At 69.3% G+C, this 18975-nt stretch carries 16 protein-coding genes and 4 pseudogenes; 4 read left to right on the top strand and 16 right to left on the bottom strand.

The features are described 5' to 3' along the window. Positions 1–204 precede the first annotated feature (204 nt). From FHX80_RS24710 to FHX80_RS36830, 3 genes and pseudogenes are all read left to right on the top strand, one after another. Positions 205–786 carry a hypothetical protein gene (locus tag FHX80_RS24710; RefSeq protein WP_145766205.1) on the top strand — a complete coding sequence of 194 codons (582 nt, stop codon included), beginning with the start codon at positions 205–207 and terminating at the stop codon, positions 784–786. A gap of 1 nt (position 787) precedes the next feature. Next, positions 788–970: pseudogene (locus tag FHX80_RS35910) on the top strand (hypothetical protein); the annotation flags it as partial. A 115-nt stretch (positions 971–1085) separates the two neighbouring features. Then, positions 1086–1295: pseudogene (locus FHX80_RS36830) on the top strand (DNA cytosine methyltransferase); the annotation flags it as partial. A 153-nt stretch (positions 1296–1448) separates the two neighbouring features. On the opposite strand, the gene FHX80_RS24700 reads toward FHX80_RS36830, so the two are convergent. The 8 genes and pseudogenes from FHX80_RS24700 to FHX80_RS24660 form a co-directional block, all read right to left on the bottom strand. After that, positions 1449–2576, bottom strand: a complete 1128-nt coding sequence (locus FHX80_RS24700; RefSeq protein WP_145766204.1) for an NADAR family protein — start codon at positions 2574–2576, stop codon at positions 1449–1451. A 198-nt stretch (positions 2577–2774) separates the two neighbouring features. After that, a pseudogene (locus FHX80_RS24695) lies at positions 2775–3275 on the bottom strand (transposase family protein); the annotation flags it as partial. Between the two features lie 521 nt (positions 3276–3796). Then, complete coding sequence (locus FHX80_RS24690; RefSeq protein WP_145766202.1) at positions 3797–4930, bottom strand: phosphoenolpyruvate carboxykinase (ATP); 1134 nt, start codon at positions 4928–4930, stop codon at positions 3797–3799. Further along, on the bottom strand, positions 4927–5820 hold the full coding sequence (locus FHX80_RS24685; protein WP_145767476.1) for a lactate/malate family dehydrogenase: 894 nt from the start codon (positions 5818–5820) through the stop codon (positions 4927–4929). The genes FHX80_RS24690 and FHX80_RS24685 overlap by 4 nt, the downstream gene beginning before the upstream one ends. A 198-nt stretch (positions 5821–6018) precedes the next feature. After that, positions 6019–7230, bottom strand: a pseudogene (locus FHX80_RS24675) (ISAzo13 family transposase); the annotation flags it as partial. Positions 7231–7456: 226 nt separating this feature from the next. Next, on the bottom strand, positions 7457–8662 hold the full coding sequence (locus tag FHX80_RS24670) for a VOC family protein (protein WP_145766201.1): 1206 nt from the start codon (positions 8660–8662) through the stop codon (positions 7457–7459). Between the two features lie 13 nt (positions 8663–8675). Beyond that, positions 8676–9629 carry a fumarylacetoacetate hydrolase family protein gene (locus FHX80_RS24665; RefSeq protein ID WP_244318419.1) on the bottom strand — a complete coding sequence of 318 codons (954 nt, stop codon included), beginning with the start codon at positions 9627–9629 and terminating at the stop codon, positions 8676–8678. Positions 9630–9729: 100 nt separating this feature from the next. Then, complete coding sequence (locus FHX80_RS24660; RefSeq protein WP_145766199.1) at positions 9730–10101, bottom strand: nuclear transport factor 2 family protein; 372 nt, start codon at positions 10099–10101, stop codon at positions 9730–9732. A 292-nt stretch (positions 10102–10393) separates the two neighbouring features. On the opposite strand from FHX80_RS24660, the gene FHX80_RS24655 reads away from it, so the two are divergent. After that, a complete protein-coding gene (locus tag FHX80_RS24655) occupies positions 10394–10552 on the top strand; it encodes a DUF1059 domain-containing protein (RefSeq protein WP_145766198.1) in 159 nt (52 codons plus the stop codon). Here the strand turns inward: FHX80_RS24655 and FHX80_RS24650 are convergent. The 8 genes from FHX80_RS24650 to FHX80_RS24615 all read right to left on the bottom strand — a co-directional run bounded on the left by FHX80_RS24650 (position 10539) and on the right by FHX80_RS24615 (position 18919). Continuing rightward, positions 10539–11381: an HpcH/HpaI aldolase/citrate lyase family protein gene (locus FHX80_RS24650; protein ID WP_145766197.1), complete on the bottom strand. Its 843-nt coding sequence runs from the start codon at positions 11379–11381 to the stop codon at positions 10539–10541. The two genes, FHX80_RS24655 and FHX80_RS24650, sit on opposite strands and share 14 nt — an antisense overlap. A gap of 11 nt (positions 11382–11392) precedes the next feature. Continuing rightward, positions 11393–12556: a CaiB/BaiF CoA transferase family protein gene (locus FHX80_RS24645; protein ID WP_145766196.1), complete on the bottom strand. Its 1164-nt coding sequence runs from the start codon at positions 12554–12556 to the stop codon at positions 11393–11395. 30 nt (positions 12557–12586) lie between these two features. After that, a complete protein-coding gene (locus tag FHX80_RS24640; RefSeq protein ID WP_145766195.1) occupies positions 12587–13792 on the bottom strand; it encodes an FAD-dependent oxidoreductase in 1206 nt (401 codons plus the stop codon). 281 nt (positions 13793–14073) lie between these two features. Continuing rightward, a complete protein-coding gene (locus FHX80_RS24635) occupies positions 14074–15294 on the bottom strand; it encodes an NAD(P)/FAD-dependent oxidoreductase (RefSeq protein ID WP_145766194.1) in 1221 nt (406 codons plus the stop codon). Between the two features lie 4 nt (positions 15295–15298). After that, on the bottom strand, positions 15299–16111 hold the full coding sequence (locus FHX80_RS24630; RefSeq protein ID WP_145766193.1) for an HTD2 family dehydratase: 813 nt from the start codon (positions 16109–16111) through the stop codon (positions 15299–15301). A 34-nt stretch (positions 16112–16145) separates the two neighbouring features. Beyond that, a complete protein-coding gene (locus FHX80_RS24625; RefSeq protein ID WP_145766192.1) occupies positions 16146–17525 on the bottom strand; it encodes an MmgE/PrpD family protein in 1380 nt (459 codons plus the stop codon). 12 nt (positions 17526–17537) lie between these two features. After that, the gene (locus FHX80_RS24620; protein WP_145766191.1) at positions 17538–18713 is read right to left on the bottom strand and encodes a cytochrome P450; all 1176 of its coding nucleotides are present in this window, start codon (positions 18711–18713) and stop codon (positions 17538–17540) included. 14 nt (positions 18714–18727) lie between these two features. Continuing rightward, entirely contained in the window at positions 18728–18919 is a 192-nt protein-coding gene (locus FHX80_RS24615; protein ID WP_145766190.1) for a ferredoxin, read from the bottom strand. Positions 18920–18975: the final 56 nt, after the last annotated feature.

Raw genomic sequence — 18975 nt, 5'->3', positions numbered from 1 at the left:
GCCGTCGCCGGCCCCTGCTTCTTCGTCGAACGGGCCTTCTCCTGCGCGGGTGCACGCCGCTCTCGCTCGCAGCACGCCACACCCGATCTCGCCGTCCTCGGCCCGAGCCCGCTCTGCGTCCGGCTCTGCTGCCGTGCGGTCTCCCTCGCGCGGCCACAGCTGAAAGCCCCCGTCCTCTGTTCGTCCTCTCCCTTGGGATTCACCGTGAACAACACCCCCAGTTCTGACATCTCAGCCCTGCGTGGCATGGCCTCGGCCTTCGAGGCCCAGCGCGGCAAGCTCCCGGTCCCCGGTAACTACCGTCGCTTGCCCGGCATCGTCGCCGTCGCCAGGCAGATGTCCGAACTCGGCGAGCTGATCACCGACCTGGGCCATGAGGTCTTCCTCCGTGCCGCGGCCCAGGACCACGAAGTCCACACGGCCCGGGTCATCGCGGGCTTCGCCGCCGCTGCGCGACCTGCCGGCGAGGCGGCATCCGCCCTCGGGGAGACGGCTCACCAGCTCGCCTTCCTGAACCAGACCGAGCATCTCCGTAACCGGCCCGACGCCCAAAAGGCCCGGGAGGCAGCAGTGCGGGTGATGGAAGACGCTCTCGGTGCGGCGGACACGGCCCTGCGCGAAGCCGCCGACTCCCTCCACGCCGCATCGGCGACGGTTTCACCTCCGTCCGTACGGCTCCGAGCCGCCCGTAGCCGGTCCACGACCACAGCTCCCGCTCCCCGACCCGCGCCTCCCGCTGCCACGCCGACAGCGGCCGCACCGGGCCGGATCGTGCGGGGGCGGTGACATGGGGACCAGCAGCGTGCACCCGCCGTTGATCGGCTCGCTCTGCTCCGGGTACGGAGGGCTGGACCTCGGGGTGCAGTCCGTGCTCGGCGGCAGCCTGGCCTGGCATGCGGAGGTCGATCCGGGCGCCTCGCGGATCCTGGCCCGGCACTGGCCCGGGGTGCCCAACTTGGGCGACATCACGGCCGTCGACTGGTCCAACGTCCCGCCGGTGTGCGTCCTGACGGCCGGCTTCCCCTGTCAAAGACGTCTCCGTTGCCGGCCGACGGGCCGGACTCAACTCCCAGACCCGCTCCGGGCTGTGGCTGCACGTCGCCCGTGCGGTCGAGGCCCTCCGCCCCTGCCTGGTGGTCATCGAAAATGTGCGCGGCCTCCTCACCTCCCCCGCCGGTTCCCCTGGCAACGTGGAATTCTGCCCGTGGTGTCTGGGAGACACCGCAGGTCAGCCTGCTCTGCGGGCACTTGGTGCCGTACTCGGATCCCTGGCCGACCTCCGGTACAACGCGAAATGGCTCGTGCTTCGCGCCTCCGATATCGGGGCCCATCACCGCCGCGAGCGGACCTTCCTCGCTTATCTGGACAGTTTGATGGTCTGCGGGCGTGGATTCACACGGTCGTGTGTCACTCGATCGCGGCGATCGGCGACGAACCGCTCCGGTCGGTCATTGCAGGATGTCCAGCTCGGCGGCGACGAGTTCGGAGCGGGTCAGTTCCAGCAGTCGGCCCATCCAGTTCCGTCCTTCGAGCCCGCGTTGCCCCCAGAAGCTCGATCCAACCTCGGTGTAGATCAATCGGGTGGCGCCTGTGGCCATCAGCGTCTCGGCGAACTCGGGGTGCTGCTGGAACTTCGCGCGGAGCAGGCGGGCCATGACGGCGACGCGAACCTGGGGCCAGTCGTCGCGCAGAGTGGAATTCTCGGCGAGCTTCTGCGCGTCATATGGCCTTTCTGCACTGAGGACCTCGGCCTGCCGATGTTCGTCGGCGACCGCGAGTGCCCAGTGGGCGTGCGCAACTGTGGGGTAGGTCCGGCTGCCCATGACGATCGGTGCGGGAAACTCATTGCGCAGCACGTGGGTGCCCGGGTTCTCGGGCCAGCCGCGGGGGAAGACCACCTGGTTGAGGTGGATGCTGCTCTCAACCGGTTCGGTCGGGCCGTCGGCGGGTGATTTCGTCTCGTGCTGCTTGCGCAGTTGCTCGCGCTCCGCGAAGTACTCCAAGGCGGAGGCGTGCATCTCCTCAGTGACGTCGACGGTCTTTCCGTTCCACAGCTCGATCTGGTTCCCCGGGCCGTTCACGATCACCCGGAGGGGGAAGTCCTTGCGGTCCATGTCGCCCAGGGCGTATCTCCGCAGGTGTCCCGGGATGGCTTCGTAGGCTTCTCGAACCGCGGTCCGGTTGACCTCGGTCGGCTGCTGTCGGAAGGCGTCGACGGCGGCGAGACAGCGGCGGGTGGAGTCCGGACGGCCGTTGAGGTTGTCGATGTCGTCGCGGACCTCGCCGAGCAGCATCTCGGGCGTCAGCCAGCTCTTGGGCTCGGCGAACTTCCACGAGGCGAGGTGGTGGGCCGATGCCTTGGCGCCCTCGGGCAGGTCGGTGGCGACCCATCCAGAGGCGAGTTTGCCGGCGAAGCCCTCCAGGGTTTCCAGACCCCAGCAGTCGACCATTCCGTCGGCGTAGATCAACAGGTCGGTGAGGAAGTAGTTCCCGCCGTTGCGGATAAAGGCATGCCGCCAGGTGCCCTCAATACGCTCGCCGTCCACGTTCCGCCACGTCCGCTGTCGTATAGCCATGCGCGACAGGGTAGCCGTTCGTACTCCCACAAGATCGGGACTATTCAGGCAGCTCGGCGTGGGGTTCGCCGAGGTCATCCAGGAGCCCGGTGATGCGTTCGGCGATGCGCTGGTGGCGCTGAACCTCGCGGTCCCAGCCGCGGGATTCGGCGTCGGTCACCAGTTCCTGTTCGGTGCAGAGTCGTTCGCGCAGCCGGTGAGGGCGAAGTCGTCGACGCCGATCACCCGCGGCACACGTGGCGGTGGTGTCCGCAGGCGCGTGAGCAGGCGCAGAGCCGTCGAACGAGAGATGCCGCAACCCCAGGCACGGGACAGGCGGGCACCCGCCCGGCCCACTAACTCCTTGACTACGCTGCCGAGTTGGTCGGCGAGCCGGTTCGTCCGGCGCTGGTAGCGCTCCACCAGGCCCGGCACCTGTTCGCGGAAGGTCTGCCGCGGACATCCCAGCACCGGGCAGACCAGACGCCGAACCCGCACCGACACCACGACCCGCCGCCCGTCCACCGGCACGTCCACGAGCGTCCGGCCGTGCAGGCCGTGCACCTTGGCCGTCGGCGCCCCGCATGCCGGGCACGGCACCGAATCGTCCCGGGTCCGCGCAGACACCCGGATGACCTCGCCCTCGTCCTGTACACCCTCGACGACGAGGGCTGACAGCCCCGAAAACCCCACACTCACAAGCTCGTTGACATCACGCACACCAGAACAACGACGACCGTCACCCTTCGTTACCACCGAATACGGGACGGAGCCGTTCGCTGTACAGACCCCCGATCTGCCAACCCCTAGGTTCTACAGACGTGTCGCCCTGTGAACTCGCAGCCCCGCATTCTGTGCCATGGAAGGGGCGACCATGTCATAGGAGATGTGGCCGAGGGCTACGGCGAGTCAAGCGGGGCCACCACGTATGGGCCGGGGCCGGTGTCGCGGACCAGGTCGGCCAGTCCCTGGTGGATGTGATGGCCGCACAGAAGAGCGACCGGGGATGAGCCGGCTCGCTGGCGGCGCACCGCCCATACGGGCATTCGCGAGCACAGGAGCTTGTACCGTCTCAGTTCGCCGTCGCAGCGCGCGTTGCGGGGTACAGGGCTGTTCACGGAGGATGCTCGCCTTCCAGGTATAGCGGCGGGGCCTGAGTCGAGGTGTGCTGTGGCATGAGGCCGGCGGCGCAGGTCGTACGACTCGGCCGCCGGCTCCACGTCGTATTGCACGTGCTGGAGTCAGGCGATCAGCAACGAGGCGGCCTTCTCGAGCGCGGCGGTATTGGCCGCGACGTCGTGACCAAGGGTGAGGGCCTGGTGCGGGAGTTCAGCGAAGCGGGTCGTTAGGTCCGGGGACCCGGCTCCGGTGATCGGGAGGAGTCCGAACACGTCGGGGTAGCGGTCCTCGGTGGACGCGGTGAAGAAGTCGTCCTCGCCCAGGGTCCGGGAGTCATCGAGCTGTGCGGGTTGGGCGCCGGGGGTGATCTGGGGGAAGAGGAGGCCGGCGGCATGGCCTTCGGTCGCAAGGGTCATGCCGAGCATGGAGGTGAGCTGGTCGGGGAAGAACTGGGGCTTGAGTTCCCGGCGGTGTCCGGCGTCCTTCCACAGGGGTGTTGTGTCGCCGTTGATCAGGGCGTCGGTGACGGCTTGTTTCTGGGTGGGGTGCATGCGTTCACCGGCGAGCAGGCGCTGGCGTACGGGCTCGAACAGACCCAGTGCGGAGAGGAGTCCGAACCCGGCGGCTGCGGCGGAGGGCCAGGGCAGGATCCGGATGGTCCCGGTCTCGGGGTTGGCCCTCACGAAGATGCGGTCGTTGGCCAGGAGGTGCCATCCTGCGCGGGCCAGGAGGAACGCACTGCTGGTCTTACCCGCTCCCTTGCCGCCGAAGGTCAGGAGCGTTGCTCCGTCCTGGTTGGTGACGGCGGAGGCGTGCATGATCTCCCAGCCGACGGCCAGTAGCTGCCCGCGTACGACTTCGCGGGCCAGACGGGACACGGCAGTGGCGACGGCTGTTTCGTCGGCGCCGACGATCAGCAGACGGCGGGGGCCGGGCTCCCACCGGTAGGCCAGCTGCTCGCCGGGCTGGGCTGCGGTCACCGTGCCGTCGCTGTCACTGGTGTAGCGCATGGGTGCGCCCGCGTACTCGCAGGTCTGCGGGTTGTGGCGGGCGATGTAGGCGGACAGTTCCTCGGTGGCTGCGCGGTCGACTTCGCCGGTGACGGACGGGCCGGTGGCCGGGACGGTGGCGGGGGTGGCAGTCCACCAGGCTCCGAAGTAGCGGTCCGCCCAGTCGGTGATGAACTTGGTGTGGCTGGTCACGGTGACGGCCTGGCCGTCGGCGGTTGCGATGCGGGTGGCGTGCACGTCGCTCATCGGATTCGGGTCTCCTGGGTGATGTGGTCGAACGCGGTTCGGACTTTGGTTTCGGCGGCCTGCAGCCGGGCTGCCTCGGAGGGGTTCAGGGAGGGCATGGACACGGTCGGGTGACCGGCGGTGAAGTGCAACGGGATTCCGAGCCACACCCCGCGCCATGGGGCGGACAGCTCGCTCACGCCGTCGGTGATGCCGAGTACGTGGGTGAGCGCGGACATGGTGGCCCCGGCGGGGCCGGAGCGGGTGCGTCCAATGCCGGTGCTGATCCGGGCCGGACGCTGGGAGAGTTCGGCCCGGACCTCCTCGATGGGTACCTGCACGCTCTGGCCGTTCACGGTGGTGGACGAGGCGCAGATCACGGCGTGTTCGCCGTGTTCGCCAATGACGTGGCCCTGGACCGACGATGCCGGGGTTCCGAGGTGGCGGGCCAGGGTGAGGCGGTATCGGGCGGAGTCGGTGTTCGAGCCGACGCCCAGCACGGTGTCGCAGCCGGAGACTGTGGCGAAGAGGCGGGACATCACGTCGACGGGGTTCGTCACCATGATCACCATCCCTCGGTATCCGGTGAACTTCCGCGCCAGGCGGGTGATCAGGGGCGCGTTTGCCGCGAGCCCGGCCATTCGTATGTCGGTGCGGGCGGTATTCGTGAACATGGCCCGGGGACAGACGACTACGGCGTCGCAGGCGGTCATCTCCGTGAGGGTGGCGTGCCGAACCCGCACGAGTGATCCGGTGACCTGGCGCATGTCATCCAGATCGGTGACGAGCCCGCTCGCCGTGCGGCCGGTCCCGGACGCGACCATGACCGTGCTGCACCAGTGTGAGGCGGTGAGGAGGGTTCCCACGGCCTGGCCGACTGCACCGGCCCCGATCAGCCCGATACTCGTCATTCCGCCACCGCCGCGCGCATGGTGGCTGTCATGCTTGGGCGGGAGGGCGTCGAGTCGGTCGCGGATGTCGGCGGTGAGGCGGTCGAGGTCGTGGCGGTCCAGGCCCGTCAGGAGGGGGTGGGTGGCCAGCGTCGCGCCGAAGGTGTGCGCGTGGCGGGGATGGGACCGGGGGCCGGGTGGGTGGAGCGGGACGTCGGGGATGCCGGGCTGGGGCGGGATGGTGTAGTTCCACTCGCCGTGGAACGCGTCGGGGTGGATGGTCAGGGCGGCCGCGTGCTGCTGGCTGATCTCGATCCCCGTGGGGTAGCTGCTGGTGTCCAGGCGGGCGGTGACGGTCAGTCCGGTGCGGGTGGTGGTGGAGGAGATCAGGTTGAGGGCGACGTCGTAGCTGGTCAGCGGGCGGGCGCGCCAGTTCATCGAGATGAAGGAGAACAGGCGGTGCTCGACCCGGTTCCACTTCGATGTTCCCGGCGGCAGGTGACACACCGTGATCTCAAGGCCGGTCTCGGAGGCCAGGAGGGCGAGGTTGGCCTTCCACGTCTTGGCGCGGGAGCTGTTGGAGCCGCCGCCGTCCGCGGTGATCAGCAGGCGGGTGGCAGAGGGGTAGGCGCTGCGGCCCTCTTCCCTCCACCAGCGGCGAAGGCAGGCCACGGCGAATGAGGCGGTGTCGTGATCGGTGCCGATGACGACGTAGCCGGTGTTACGGGCGACGTCGTAGATCCCGTAGGGGATCGCGGTGCCGGTCGCATGGGTGGGGAAGTCGTGGTCGAGGACCTTCACCGGCGCCCCGGGCGGCCTCCACTCCCGTCCCGCCTGGCCGAACAGGCCGATCTGCTCCTTCTTCGTGTCCACGCTGATCACCGGGTCGCCTCCGTCCAGGAACGTTTTCACCGTGTCGTTGATGTGCCGGAACTGGGCGTCCCGGTCCGGGTGGTGGCTGCCGGCCAGCACCCGGGCGTTGCCGCGCAGGCTGAACCCGGCCGCCTTCAGTAACGCGGCGACGGTGTCGCGGCCCACCTTCCGGCCCTGGGCGGCGAGTTCGTCCGCCAGCCGGCGCAGCGACTTCGTCGTCCACGTCAGCGGTCCTATCGGGTCGCCCTGCGTGGTGTCCTCGACCAGCGCCAGCAGGGCCGGAACCAGGCCCGGGTCCTTCTCCGACAGTGCCGGGCGGCCGGCCCCCGGCCGCCGCACCCGCCCGTCCGGCACCCGGCCCGCATCGAGTTCGGCCAGGCCGCGGCTGACGCAGCCCTTCGAGACGCCCGCGGCCCGCGCCACCGCAGCGATCCCGCCGTGCCCGAGCTGCCGAGCCTCAGCCGCGTACAGCACTCGGCGCTGCCGCTCGTCCAGGTACGGCGTCACCGCCCCGAACTTCTCCTCCAACGAACCGATCAACTCATCGAAGCGACCCATACCGCATCAACGAGCCCAACTACCGTAAGAAACCCACTAATTCATCGACAGGCCCACGCTGACCCATTGCCGACCTTCCTGACACCACGTCAGGTGAGAAGCGTCCCCGTAGGAGTCGCACCGGACGGCGTCCCGCTGTGGGCGGCGCGCCCGAACAGGAAGAAGCCCGGGCCCATCGGCGGTTCTGCGTCGATGGGCCCCGGCTTCGGTCGCGGCTTCGCTCCGGTCAGCCGATCGGCCCCCAGAACGTCTCTCCGTGGTAGGTGTCGGGGAGCGGCTCGAGCGGCTCGGGCCACACGCCCGGCTCGACGCGGCGCCGCTCGGCTGCGGGCCGGACGGAGCCGTCCCAGCCGACCTGTTCCATGTAGTAGTACAGCTGCATCACATGGCCCTCGGGGTCCACTGCATGCACGACGTAGTCGATGCCCGGGTGGATCTCCTGGGGCAGGTCGATGAGCGTGACGCCGCGCCCCTCCAGGTAGGTCTTCGCCGCGCGCAGCTGTTCGTAGGAGCCCAGCTGGATGCCGAAGGAGAGGAGCGTGCTGTGGTCGCCGAGACCGAGCGTCTCGCGCAGCTCCAGCGGGAAGAGGCCGATGCTGTGGTGTTCGGTGTTGGCCCGCAGGAACACCGCCCGATGTCCCGCGACCACGGTCTCCTCGCTCTTCACCAGGCCGAGCGTCCCGGTGTAGAAGGCCTCCGCGATCGCCACGTCCTCGACGAAGAGGCTGACGGGGCCCAGGCGCACCGGCGCGAACGGCCGGGCCATGCGCACGCCGCCCAGGTCGTACGTCTTCTCCGCGTCGTCGATCCAGCGATGGCCGGAGTTCAGGTCGATGCCCTGTGCGACCGCCTCGGCAAGCTCGTCGGCCTCCGCCTTGGTCGGGAGCTCCGGGTGCTCCTGGACCCAGGGCCACAGCGCGGCCGGCTTGCTCAGGCCGTCCCAGCCGACCTGCTCGATCCCGTACTCCAGCTCGTTGGTGTGGCCGGTCGGGTCCGGGAAGTAGGTGTGCCAGTTCGATCCCGGGTCGCGGCCGTAGCGGTCGATCTTCGTGCCCTGCTCCTCGAGCCACAGACGCGCCTCGACGACCTCGCGCAACGTGCCGACCTGCCAGGTGATCTGATTGATCGTGATGTCGTCACGGTCCGGGTCGTCGTTCTTGTCGACCCAGGGTCTGGGCATCAGGACGAAGGTGTGGTGGTCGCTGTTGTGCCGCAGGAAATACAGCCGTGTGTCGGGAAGACCGTCGAGCCACGGTCCGGGATCGGCCTCCTGGAGGTCGACGACGTCCGAAACCTTGAAGCCGAGCAGATCACGGTAGAAGGTCAGGGCGGCGCCGGTGTCCTGGACGCTGATGCCGAAGTGGTTGAGCCGCCGGATCTTGAACGGGCGGTCGTAGAGGATGCCGCCGACATTGAATTTCTTCATGGTCATGGCCCCGTTATGCTCAGTTGTCCGGCTTGACGACTTCGTTGCGGATCACACCGATCGCGCTGGATGAGACCTCGACGACGTCACCCGGCTTGATGAACAGCGCGTCGGGGTGCGAGCCGTCGGCCTGCTCCTTCGTGGAGTCGACCGCGGTGCCCTTGGGCGTGCCGCTGGCGATCAGGTCACCGGGCCACAGGGTGGTGTCGCGGGAGAGGTACTCCCCGAGGGCCGCGAAGGTGTGGATCATCGAGCCGGTGTTGCCGCTCTGGCGCACCTCTCCGTTGACGCGGCACTCCACCGGGATGTCCTGCGGTTCCAGGCCCTCGTCCACGACGATCCACGGACCGACGGTCGCGGAGGTGTCGAAGTTCTTGGAGTAGGCGAAGTCCGGCCCGAAGGAGACGTTGTCGCGCACCGACCAGTCGTTGAAGAGGGTGTAGCCCCAGATGTACGGCTCGAAATCGTCGGCGTCGATGTCACGGCCGCGCCTGCCGACGACGGCGGCGATCTCGGCCTCGTAGTCGAGGCGTTCGGTGCGAGCCGGGTAGCGCACCTGCTCGCCGTGCGCGGAGACGGCGCGCGAGTCCTTGAGGAAGTACTTCGGCCCGCCGGCAACGAGGCGCTGGATCGTGGCTTCGCGTTCGGGGTCCTGGGTGTTCTCGGCCGCGCTCTGCATGTGGGCGGCGAAGTTCGCCAGCGCGCAGAAGATACGCGCGCGGTCGGTGACGGGGGCATGCAGCTGCACGTCCTCCAGGGGGAAGACGATCTGCTCGCCGTCCACGCCACGCTGGTCCGCGGTGTTGTCACGGAGGTGGTCGAGCGCGGCCCGGGCTCCCGCGAGGGCCCCGTCGCCTTCCTCGATGAACGCACCCAGCTCGGACGGCACCTCGGCCGCGGCCCTGGCCTGCGGCCGGGGTGCGTCGGAGGCCTCGGCCAGGTACTTGGCGTACGCGGCACTGATGTCGATCACGCGGTCGTCTTGCACTACACCGACCCGGTGGGCCGATCCGAAAACTGCAACCTTCATGTCTGCGCCTTGTCGTTGAGTGGGTGGTCGCGGGTGATGTCGGTCAGGACTGCTCGCCGGTCTTGTCGTCGAAGAAGCGCGCGTCGGCCGGTGTGAGGCTGTAGATGGCCAAGCGCTGGATCTTGCCCTCGCGGACGGTGAAGAAGTCGGCCAGGGCGACGGCCTTGCCGTTGGCGGAGAGGTCGATCTCCACTGCCATGGTGTCTCCGTTGACGACGTACGGACGGGGGCTCGGCTTCATCGCCCCCGGAGCGACGCCGGCGCGGTACATCGCCGCGATGGCCTCCCTCCCGTTGAGGGTGCCGGCGGCGTTCTGGAGGACCGCGTCAGGAGCGAACAGGTCCACGACGGCCTCCGGGTCGCCCGCAACGACGGCGGCGAAATAGGCGTCGACGACGGCTGATGCATGGGTCATGGTCTTGTCTCCGTACTCGGATCAACGGTCGCCGGGTCAGGCCGTGAGGTACTCCGCCGGGGCTTGGCGGCGCTGCCCGCGAGGCGGGTATCCTTTTCCCCGAGACCTGGTGGCGACGACAGGGATATTCCTGAATGCGGGAGCTGCAGAAAACCGCACCACTGCCTCCAGGGTGCTGTCCGGCGGCGGCCCGCACAATGCCGGGAAGTTGCGTGCACCGATGCAGAACTCGCATGAAAAGAAGTGGCCGGAACCATCCGCGCACGTCCTTCCACCGCTAATGTTGAATGCCATGGAAAAGCAGCGGAAGAAATACCTTGAATGCCCCTGCGGCGAACTGCTCGAGGGGACGGACGACGACACCCTGGTGGCCGCGGTCCAGGCCCACCTGCGCGCGGTCCACCCTCATTTGACGTACGACCGCGAGCAGATCCTGCTCATGGCCCGCTGACGTCTTCGGCCCTGCGCAGGATCGCCTCGGCCCGGGCGAGGACCGGCGCGTCGACCATGTGCCCGTCGACGCGGACCGCCTCGCCCCCGCCGGCGGCCGCCAGCACACTCCGGGCCCAGCCGACGGCCTCCGTGCTCGGCCGGAACGCGGCTTGGGTCTGCGCCACCTGCCGGGGGTGGATCAGGAGCTTGCCCGCGAGGCCCACTTCCTGCGCTCGCTTCAGGTCGTCGGCCAGGGCCTGCTCGTCGTCCAAGGCGGTGGTCACGCCGTCGACCGGCCCCGGGAGACCCGCCAGCCGTGAGGCATGCACCAGCCTCGACCGGGCGTGGAGCATCGCCGGCCAGGTCGGCTCCGCTCCGATGTCGAGCGCATAGTCGAGGTGCCCGAAGGCCAGCCGGACGACGCCGGGGGTGGCCGCCAGCTCGTACGCATGCGCCACTCCCTCCGCCGACTCGATGAGCGGGATCACGGGGACGTCCATGAGGCTCGCGACCGACGCCGCCGAGGAGCGGGTGTCGGCCTTGGCGAGCATCACCGCGAGCAGGCCCGGCAGGTCCGCGAGCGCAGCCAGGTCGCGATGGTGGTGCGGGCTGGTGACCGCGTTGACCCGGACGCAGGCGCGGCCGCCGGACGCAAGGTACGCCGCGACGGCTTCGCGGGCGCTGTCCCTGCGTTCCTCGGCTACGGCGTCCTCCAGGTCGATGACGACGACGTCCGCCCCGGTCGCGGCCGCCTTGGCGAACCGCTCGGGGCGATCACCCGGCACGAAGAGGAAGGAGACGGCCGATCGCAGCACATCGCTCGCTTCCGGCGCCGTCAGTCCGGCCATGTCGCTGCTCCTCACGCCCGGGCCTGCTCGGCTGCGGCCACGATGCCGAATTCGGCGAGCACGGCGGTGGTGTGCTCACCGACGTCGGGAACGGGCCCCATGACCGGGTCGAGACCGTCCATCGTGACGGGCGGCACCAGCGCCCGCAGTGTTCCCTTGGGCGACTCGTACGTCTTCCACCGGCCTCGCGCCTTCAGCTGCGGGTGGGCGGCGAGCCCGTGCATGTCCCGCAGGAGGGCGTTGGCTATGCCCGCCTGCTCCAGCTTCGCCGCGACATCGGGCGCCGTGCTGCCGAGGAAGGCCCGCTCGATCTCATCGCGCAGGTCGCCCGCGTTCTCCACACGCAAGGAGTTGCGCAGGTACCGCGGGTCCTCGGCCAGCTCCGGCTTGCCGAGGATCTCCTCGCAGAACACGCGCCATTCGCGTTCGTTCTGGAGGCCGAGGAAGATCAGACTGCCGTCTCCGCAGCGGAACGGGCCGTACGGGTAGATGGCGGCGTGGCGGGCGCCGGTACGGGCGGGCGCGGTGCCGCCGTAGGCGGCGTAGTTGAGCGGGTAGCCCATCCACTCGGCGAGCGCCTCGAGCATGGAGATCTCGATGGTCGCGCCCTCCCCGCTCTGCTGGCGTCGGATGACCGCGGTCAGGATCCCCGTGTAGGCGTACATGCCTGACGCGATGTCGGCGATGGAGATGCCGACCTTGGAAGGTTCCTCCTCGGTGCCCGTGATCGAGACCAGTCCCGCCTCGCACTGCACGAGGAGGTCGTAGGCCTTCTTGCCGGAGTACGGGCCCCCTGCGCCGTATCCGGAGATCGACACGTGGATGAGTCCCGGGTTCACGGCTCGCAGTTCGTCCGCGCCCAGGCCCAGCCGCTCGGCTGCGCCGGGCGCGAGGTTCTGGACGAAGACGTCGGCGTGCCGGATCAGTTCGCGGACGGCCGCCTGGCCGTCCTCGCTCTTGAGGTCGAGGCAGACCGATTCCTTGGAGCGGTTGAGCCAGACGAAGTGGCTGGCGAGACCGCGCACGGTCTCGTCGTAGCCGCGGGCGAAGTCACCGACTCCCGGCCGCTCGATCTTGATGACCCGGGCGCCCAGATCGGCGAGCTGCCGGGTGGCGAACGGGGCGGCCACCGCCTGTTCGAGCGCGACGACGGTCAGGTCTTGGAGGGGATGCATGTGCGTGCTCCTGGAGAAGGGGCCGGGGGCTCAGCGGGCGAGGAGGGAGGGGCTTTCCAGCGTCTTGGTGAAGTACATGACATCGGCGGCGAGTTCGGGCTCGCGAGTCATCCGGCGGAAGACCTCCAGGTCCTGGTCGAGCTTCGCGGGGTCGCCGGAGTGGAAGATGAGTTGCTTGTTGGCGGTGGCGCGCGGGCTCGCCTTGTCGACGAAGGCCGCGCGGCGGGCATCGGCGTAACTGGTAAGGACGGTGTCGTCGACGCCCTTCACGACGACCGCGCCGAGCGTCTCGATCAGCGCGTACGCGTCGAAGAGGCCCATGGTCAGGCCCAGTCCGCCGCACGGGTTCGTGGCGTGCGCCGCGTCACCGGCCAGCAGCACCCGGCCGGCGCGGTAGGTCGACGCGCTGCGCTGGTGCATCCGGTAGGGCGAGATGGCGTCCAGCTCGACGTTTTCCGCGACGTCCTCGCCGAAGACCTTCGCCAGGAACCCCGGCAGGCGCTCGGTCACCGTCTCGGCGGGGAGCGCGGCGTCCTCCATGTAGGTGTAGCGCCACAGGCCGTGCTCACCGGATTCGTCGATCTTGGCGATGATGGCGCCATACTTCTCGTCGACGCAGAACGTCGACTGGGCCCAGCCCTCCCGGTCGTCGGGGAAGCGGATGTTGGCGGCCACGAACCGCTCCGGCCAGGTCATACCGTCGAACCCGAGTTCCAGCGCGCCGCGGACCGCCGAGCGTGCGCCGTCCGCGCCGACCACCCAGGGAGCGCGGAGCGTGGTCTCGCCGGCGTCCGAGCTCAGGCGCAGGTCGGCGCCCGACTCGTCCTGGGAGACGCCTACCAGCTCATGGCCCCACAGGACACGGACGTTGGGGAACTTCTCCACCTCGTCGAGAATGATGCGGGCGAGTGCCCCTTGGCCGAGGTGAAGGTTGTACGGGTGCTTGACCCGGCCCGCGAGGGGCTGGAGTCCGTACTCGACGATCTCGCCGGTCCTGCGCACTCGGTAGGCGTAATCCTGCTTGAGGAAGCCTGCCGTCCGGGCCGCCTCGAAGAGGCCGAGCCGGTCGAGGCCGTCCAGGGTCGACCAGTGGTAGACGATCGCCCGGGGCGCGTCCTGAAGACCGGGGGCACGTTCGACGACAGTGACCTCGCCTCCCTGCTGGGCGAGGCCGAGTGCGGTCAGGAGCCCTGTCGGTCCCGCGCCGACCACCACGACCTGTTGCTCTTCGCTCACCGTCAGCCTCCACAATTCCTTATTTTTTTCGGGGATTTCGGCTTCGGAATCCCGCGCTTCACGATGAACGAGAATGGGACCGAACGCCAATGCCACCTATGTGCCCGGGCGATTCACTTCGCGCATGGAATCGGGATTGTCGGCTTTTCCGCGCCGTTGCGAATGCCGGAGGATTGCCGAGACCGTGAAGCCCGCCGGACGTTCGAGGCCTACGCCGAGGACGCCCCTGCCTGCACCTGACGGCCAGGATCATGGGGCGGAGGCGTCCGGCTGAGGTCTCCTCAGCCGACCGGAGCCGGTCCGGGAGTGAGGACCGCCCGGGCCTGCTGCCAAGGCAGTTCGTTGCGGAGCATGGCGCGGAGCTTCACGAACTGGGCCCGGCGTTCGAAGGCCAGCACACCCGTGACGAGATCGCCCGTGCGGTAGACGACGAGAAGCCCGTCGGTGTTCCGGTCTTCGACGATCTCCTCTGTTCCGGTGCGGTAGCCGGCGAACTGGATGCGGACACCGTGCTGGTCGGACCAGAAGTAGGGCACGCTGCCGCAGGCGACCAAGCCCTCGCCCGAGATGGTGTTGACGGCGTTGATGCCGGCCACGCGCCCCTGCTCGGCGGCGTTGGTCCAGTGCTCGATCCGCATCGTGGCGCCCCAACGCGGATTGGGCCAGCGCACGGCGTCACCGGCGGCGAAGACCCGCTCGGCCGCCTTGAGCGTCGCATCGCAGATGATGCCGTTGTCGAGCAGGACCCCGGACTCCTCCAGCCAGGCCGTCGACGGCCGTACGCCGACCCCGACCAGGATGACGTCCGCCGGCACCCGCGAATCGTCGTCGAGCAGTAGGAACCGCCGGCCCCCGTCCTCGCCGAGACCGGTCACGGCCGCGCCGAACCGCAGTTGGACGCCGGCGGCCCGGTGCAGGGCCTGGTACTCCTGCGCGACAGCCTCGCCGAACCGGCCCAGCGGCTGCTTCGCCAGGTCGATCACGGTGACCCGGCGGCCGGCCTTGGCCAGGGTGGCCGCGAACTCCCCGCCGATGAATCCCGCGCCGACGACGGCGACGTGTACGCCCGGCCGCAACACCGCCGCGCGCAGCCCGACCGCGTCCTCATAGCGGCGCAGCGTGAACACGTCGGGCTGACCGGCGAACACCGGCGGCACGAATGGCTCGCATCCGGTGGCCGCCACCAGGGCACCGTATTCCAGGGAGCCGGCCGTGGTCAGCAGTTGGCGGTTCGCCACGTCAAGGCCCTCGGCCCGGGTGTTGAGCACGAAGGTGACGCCCTGCTCACGCAGGCGTGCCACCGCCGGGTAGGTCAGCGCCTCGCGGTCGAAGGGTTCCTCGAGCCCCACCTTGGACAGCGGTGGACGCTCGTGCGGCACATGGGCCTCGTCGCTGACCACCGTGAGGCTGAGGTGCGGTGCCTGGCGGGCGACGGTCTCCGCGGCGCGGAGAGCGGCGACGGAGCCGCCGACGACCACGATGTCGGATACGCGCACGGTCATGGCCTCACGCCTCCGTCACGGTGCTCACGGCGCACACCGTCCCGGCGGCGCTGCGTGCCTCGGCGCCCTGGACGAGGCCGTCCGGGCCCGGCACGACCGAGAAGGTCTGCGCCTTGGTCATCGGCGAGACCAGGCGGTAGCCGAAGGTCCGGCCGACCAGGTCGATGCCCTCGCGGCGCATGTGCTCGCCCATCATAAAGGCGAGGAGCGGGCCGTGGATCACCAGCCCGTCGTAGCCTTCCTGACGGCACCAGTCCAGGTCGTAGTGGATCCGGTGGGCGTTGTACGTCAGCGCCGAGAACCGGAACAGCATCCGCTCGTCGACGGAGAGCCGCAGTTGCGGGCCGGCCGGGGGCTCGGGCGGCGCCGGGGGCGTCGGCAGGGCGTTCGAGCCCGGGGCACGGTAGGCGATGTCCTGCTCCTCGCGGATCACCAACTGCCCGTTTTGGAAGATCTCCTGAGCGACCGTCGTGAAGGTCAGCAGACCGGTACGTCCCTGCTTGTCGACGGACCGGGCGACGGAGGTCACCTTGGTCGCCGGCTTGCCGATCTCGAGGAGCCCGTGGGCCGTGACCCGCCCGCCGCCGAACATGCGCCGACAACCCGGGCCCGGGGGCGCCGGGATGCCCACGACCGGGTGCCCGTCCTCACCCAGTTCGCTCTCCCGGCTGCGCTCGAGCAGGTAGATCCAGTGCCACAAGGGCAGCACGCGGTCCCCGGCCTTGTGGGGGATGTCGAGATCGAGCATCGCTGCCAGCGCCTCGGCCGGCTCGGCGGCGATCACCTCGGTGCGCTCGACCGTTTCCTGATTCGTCATGCCATCCGTTCCGTTCATGCCCATGCGTGTCCGTTCATGCCCGTGCACGCAGGGCGTGCAGGAGTTCCGAGAGATCGGGCGCGTCCTCGAGGTGCTCCACCGCGTCGATGAGTTGCGCGGCCGTACCGGCGCCGAGCGGCTCGATCAGGGCCCTTGCCTTGGCGACGACTTCCTCGTGGGACATCGGGTTCTGCGCCGAACCCTTGGCCGTGGTCGGGTTGCCCGCCTCGCGGGTGAGCACTTCACCGTCCATAAACTCGATGTCGAAGCGAGGGCCGTCCTCGAGTTGGATACGCGCGTCGACGTGCAGGGAGATCTTGTCCATCGTCTCCTTGATGCGCGGCTCGTCGACCCGGGGCGGCTCGTACTCGTCCAGGCCGAGCCGGCCACCGCACAGCGCCAGGGCGACCGAGTACGGAAGGCTGAACTGGGCGTCGAACACGGTCTCCACCGGGTCGACCGACAGCATGTTGATCGCCGTCTCGCCCGCGGTGATGCGCACGCTCCGCACGTCCTCCGCCTGGATCGGCCGCGAGGCCAGCAGGTCCATCACCGTGTCGATGGCCGAGTGGCAACCTCGGCAGCACGCGTACGGCTTGAGGTAGGAACTCGCGACATTGAAGTCGGTGCCCAGGTCCTTCAGCGCCGCATCGGGGAACCCCTCCCCGCCGTTGTAGGCGGCGAACAGTCCGCCCCACTTCGCCTCGAAGAGCCGACGGGGACCGGTGATTCCCCCACGAGCGAGGACGGCCGCGTCCACGCCCGTCTCGCCGGCCTTCCCGGGGTGGAGTCGCTTGGTCATCGCCCCGTCGTCCTTGAAGGCCCACACGCCGCCCGTGAAGGAGCCGGCGATGCCGAGCGCATCGGCGAACTGCTGCGCGTCCAGCCCGAGGGACTTCGCAGCCGCGGCAGCCGCGGCGATACTGCCCATCGTGCCGCTGGAATGCCAGCCGCGGTCGGTGTGCGCGGCGAAACCGCCCAGGGCCCCCAGGGCGCGGTAGCCGATGTCGTACCCGGCGACGGTGGCCGTGATGAGGTCACGTCCGGAGGCACCCGCCGCCTCGGCCGTGGCGATCGCGGCCGGCAGCACGGTCGAGCCGGCGTGTCCGGGCCCGCCTCCGTCGTCGAAGTCGCGAGCGTGCGCCGACGTGCCGTTGGCGAGGGCTGCCTGGGCAGGCGTGAGCCTGATGCCGGTGCCCCACACGAGAGAGCCCGACGCGGTGTCCTGGATCCCCGCCAGCGCGTCGATCACACTGGTCGCCTCGGCGGTGGTCGCACCGAGCATCGCGACGGCGAGCGTGTCGAGGATGTGGTCCTTGACTCCCACGACCACGTCGTCGGGCAGGTCCTGGAAGGCGATGTCCGCCCAGTGAGCGGCGAACGTCTCCGTCAACGAGGATGTGCTCCTGGTCATTTGTCCGGCCCCTCACGGCTTCAGGTGGATGGTGAGTCTGTCGACGAGCCACCGGCCGCCCGCCTGGCCGATACGTGTGGCGTCCTCGACGACCCGGGCGTCCGGGTAGTGCTCGGCCAGGTGGCGCACCACCTCTTCCATCTCGGCCTTGGCCAGCCCCTGCCCCAGGCAGTTATGGGAACCGGTGCTGAAGGTGAGCGGCTGGTTGCGCTCCCGGTCGAGGTCGAACTCCTCGGGGCGCTCGAACCTCTCCGGGTCACGGTTGGCGGACCAGACCGCCACGTGCACGTCGCTACCCTCGGGGATGACGGTGCCTTCCAGTTCGACGTCCTCGACGGCAATCTTGCTCACCACGCCGGTGCGCGGGAAGAGCCGCAGGCTCTCGACGACCGCTGCGGGTATCAGCTCCGGATCGGCGACGATCCGCTGCCAGGCCTCGCGGTCACGCAGCAGGGTCCAGACGACCAGGCCGACCTGGTGCGCGGTGTTGACGGAGCTCGCCTCGAGCATCGAGGTCGCCTCGGTCAGAACCTCCTGCTCGGTCAGCTTGCCTTCGTCGCCGAGGGAGATGAGGTACGACAGCATGTCGTCGCCCAGCCCCTCGGCTCGCTTCCTGGCGATGAGGCCGGCGAGGTAGGCGAAGAGCTCGTCGTAGGCCTCCACGATCACCGGGGTCAGGCTGCGGTCTCTGGTGAGCAGTGACAGCGTGCGCTCGGACAGGCTCTGCACCTGGGGCGCGTCGCTCGCGGGCGCGCCCGCGAGGTGACAGTAGACCAGCGACGGGATGCGCTGGGCGACGCCCCGGTAGAAGTCGACGGGCGCCGAGTCGTCGAGATCGGCGTTGATCGACTCCACGATCCAGCGAAGCACGTCGCGTGTGTTCCTGACCGTCACCGGGCTCATGAAGCGGGCGAGCGGCACACGCAGGCGAAGGTGCGGGTCGCCCTCCAGCATGATGATGCTGCGGGCCCGGAAGTCGTGGACGGGGCCGGCGGTGATGCCGAACTCCTCCATCAGCCGCAGCGCGGAGTTCTGGAACCGCTTGTCGCGCAACACCTTGGAGGCCAGGTCGTAGCCAAGGACGGCGGTGCCGTAGTCGCCCTGTACGAGGGCATGGCCGTCGAGCGCACCGCCCTGGTGCGTGCCGGCGTCGGGCGAGAACGGATCAAAAGTCGCTGTCGCGTTCATGGGAGTCACGGCAGTCATCCGCGGGCGATCGCACCGACGGGGCAGCACATGATGACCTCTTCGAGCTCGGCCTCACGCCCGGGGTCCACCTCGGTCGTCAGCTGCTCGAGCAGGCCTTCGTCACCGATGCGGAACACGTCCGGCATCAGTGCGGCACACGTGCCGTTGGCATCGCACCGGTCGAAATCGACTGTCACTTTGATCATGGCGAGAGACTCCTTTGTCATTTCGTTCGTGCCCGGGGTGCCGGCCCCGGGCGGAT

This window comes from Streptomyces brevispora (assembly GCF_007829885.1).
Classification (GTDB): domain Bacteria; phylum Actinomycetota; class Actinomycetes; order Streptomycetales; family Streptomycetaceae; genus Streptomyces; species Streptomyces brevispora.
This window is presented reverse-complemented; position numbering and strand designations above follow the sequence as displayed.

Coding starts and splice junctions, on each gene's coding strand:
- FHX80_RS24615 (WP_145766190.1), bottom strand. CDS start 18,919: ATGATCAAAGTGACAGTCGATTTCGACCGGTGCGATGCCAACGGCACG.
- FHX80_RS24660 (WP_145766199.1), bottom strand. CDS start 10,101: ATGACCCATGCATCAGCCGTCGTCGACGCCTATTTCGCCGCCGTCGTT.
- FHX80_RS24670 (WP_145766201.1), bottom strand. CDS start 8,662: ATGACCATGAAGAAATTCAATGTCGGCGGCATCCTCTACGACCGCCCG.
- FHX80_RS24700 (WP_145766204.1), bottom strand. CDS start 2,576: ATGGCTATACGACAGCGGACGTGGCGGAACGTGGACGGCGAGCGTATT.
- FHX80_RS24655 (WP_145766198.1), top strand. CDS start 10,394: ATGGAAAAGCAGCGGAAGAAATACCTTGAATGCCCCTGCGGCGAACTG.
- FHX80_RS24650 (WP_145766197.1), bottom strand. CDS start 11,381: ATGGCCGGACTGACGGCGCCGGAAGCGAGCGATGTGCTGCGATCGGCC.
- FHX80_RS24630 (WP_145766193.1), bottom strand. CDS start 16,111: ATGACGAATCAGGAAACGGTCGAGCGCACCGAGGTGATCGCCGCCGAG.
- FHX80_RS24645 (WP_145766196.1), bottom strand. CDS start 12,556: ATGCATCCCCTCCAAGACCTGACCGTCGTCGCGCTCGAACAGGCGGTG.
- FHX80_RS24635 (WP_145766194.1), bottom strand. CDS start 15,294: ATGACCGTGCGCGTATCCGACATCGTGGTCGTCGGCGGCTCCGTCGCC.
- FHX80_RS24690 (WP_145766202.1), bottom strand. CDS start 4,930: ATGAGCGACGTGCACGCCACCCGCATCGCAACCGCCGACGGCCAGGCC.
- FHX80_RS24685 (WP_145767476.1), bottom strand. CDS start 5,820: ATGACGAGTATCGGGCTGATCGGGGCCGGTGCAGTCGGCCAGGCCGTG.
- FHX80_RS24620 (WP_145766191.1), bottom strand. CDS start 18,713: ATGAACGCGACAGCGACTTTTGATCCGTTCTCGCCCGACGCCGGCACG.
- FHX80_RS24625 (WP_145766192.1), bottom strand. CDS start 17,525: ATGACCAGGAGCACATCCTCGTTGACGGAGACGTTCGCCGCTCACTGG.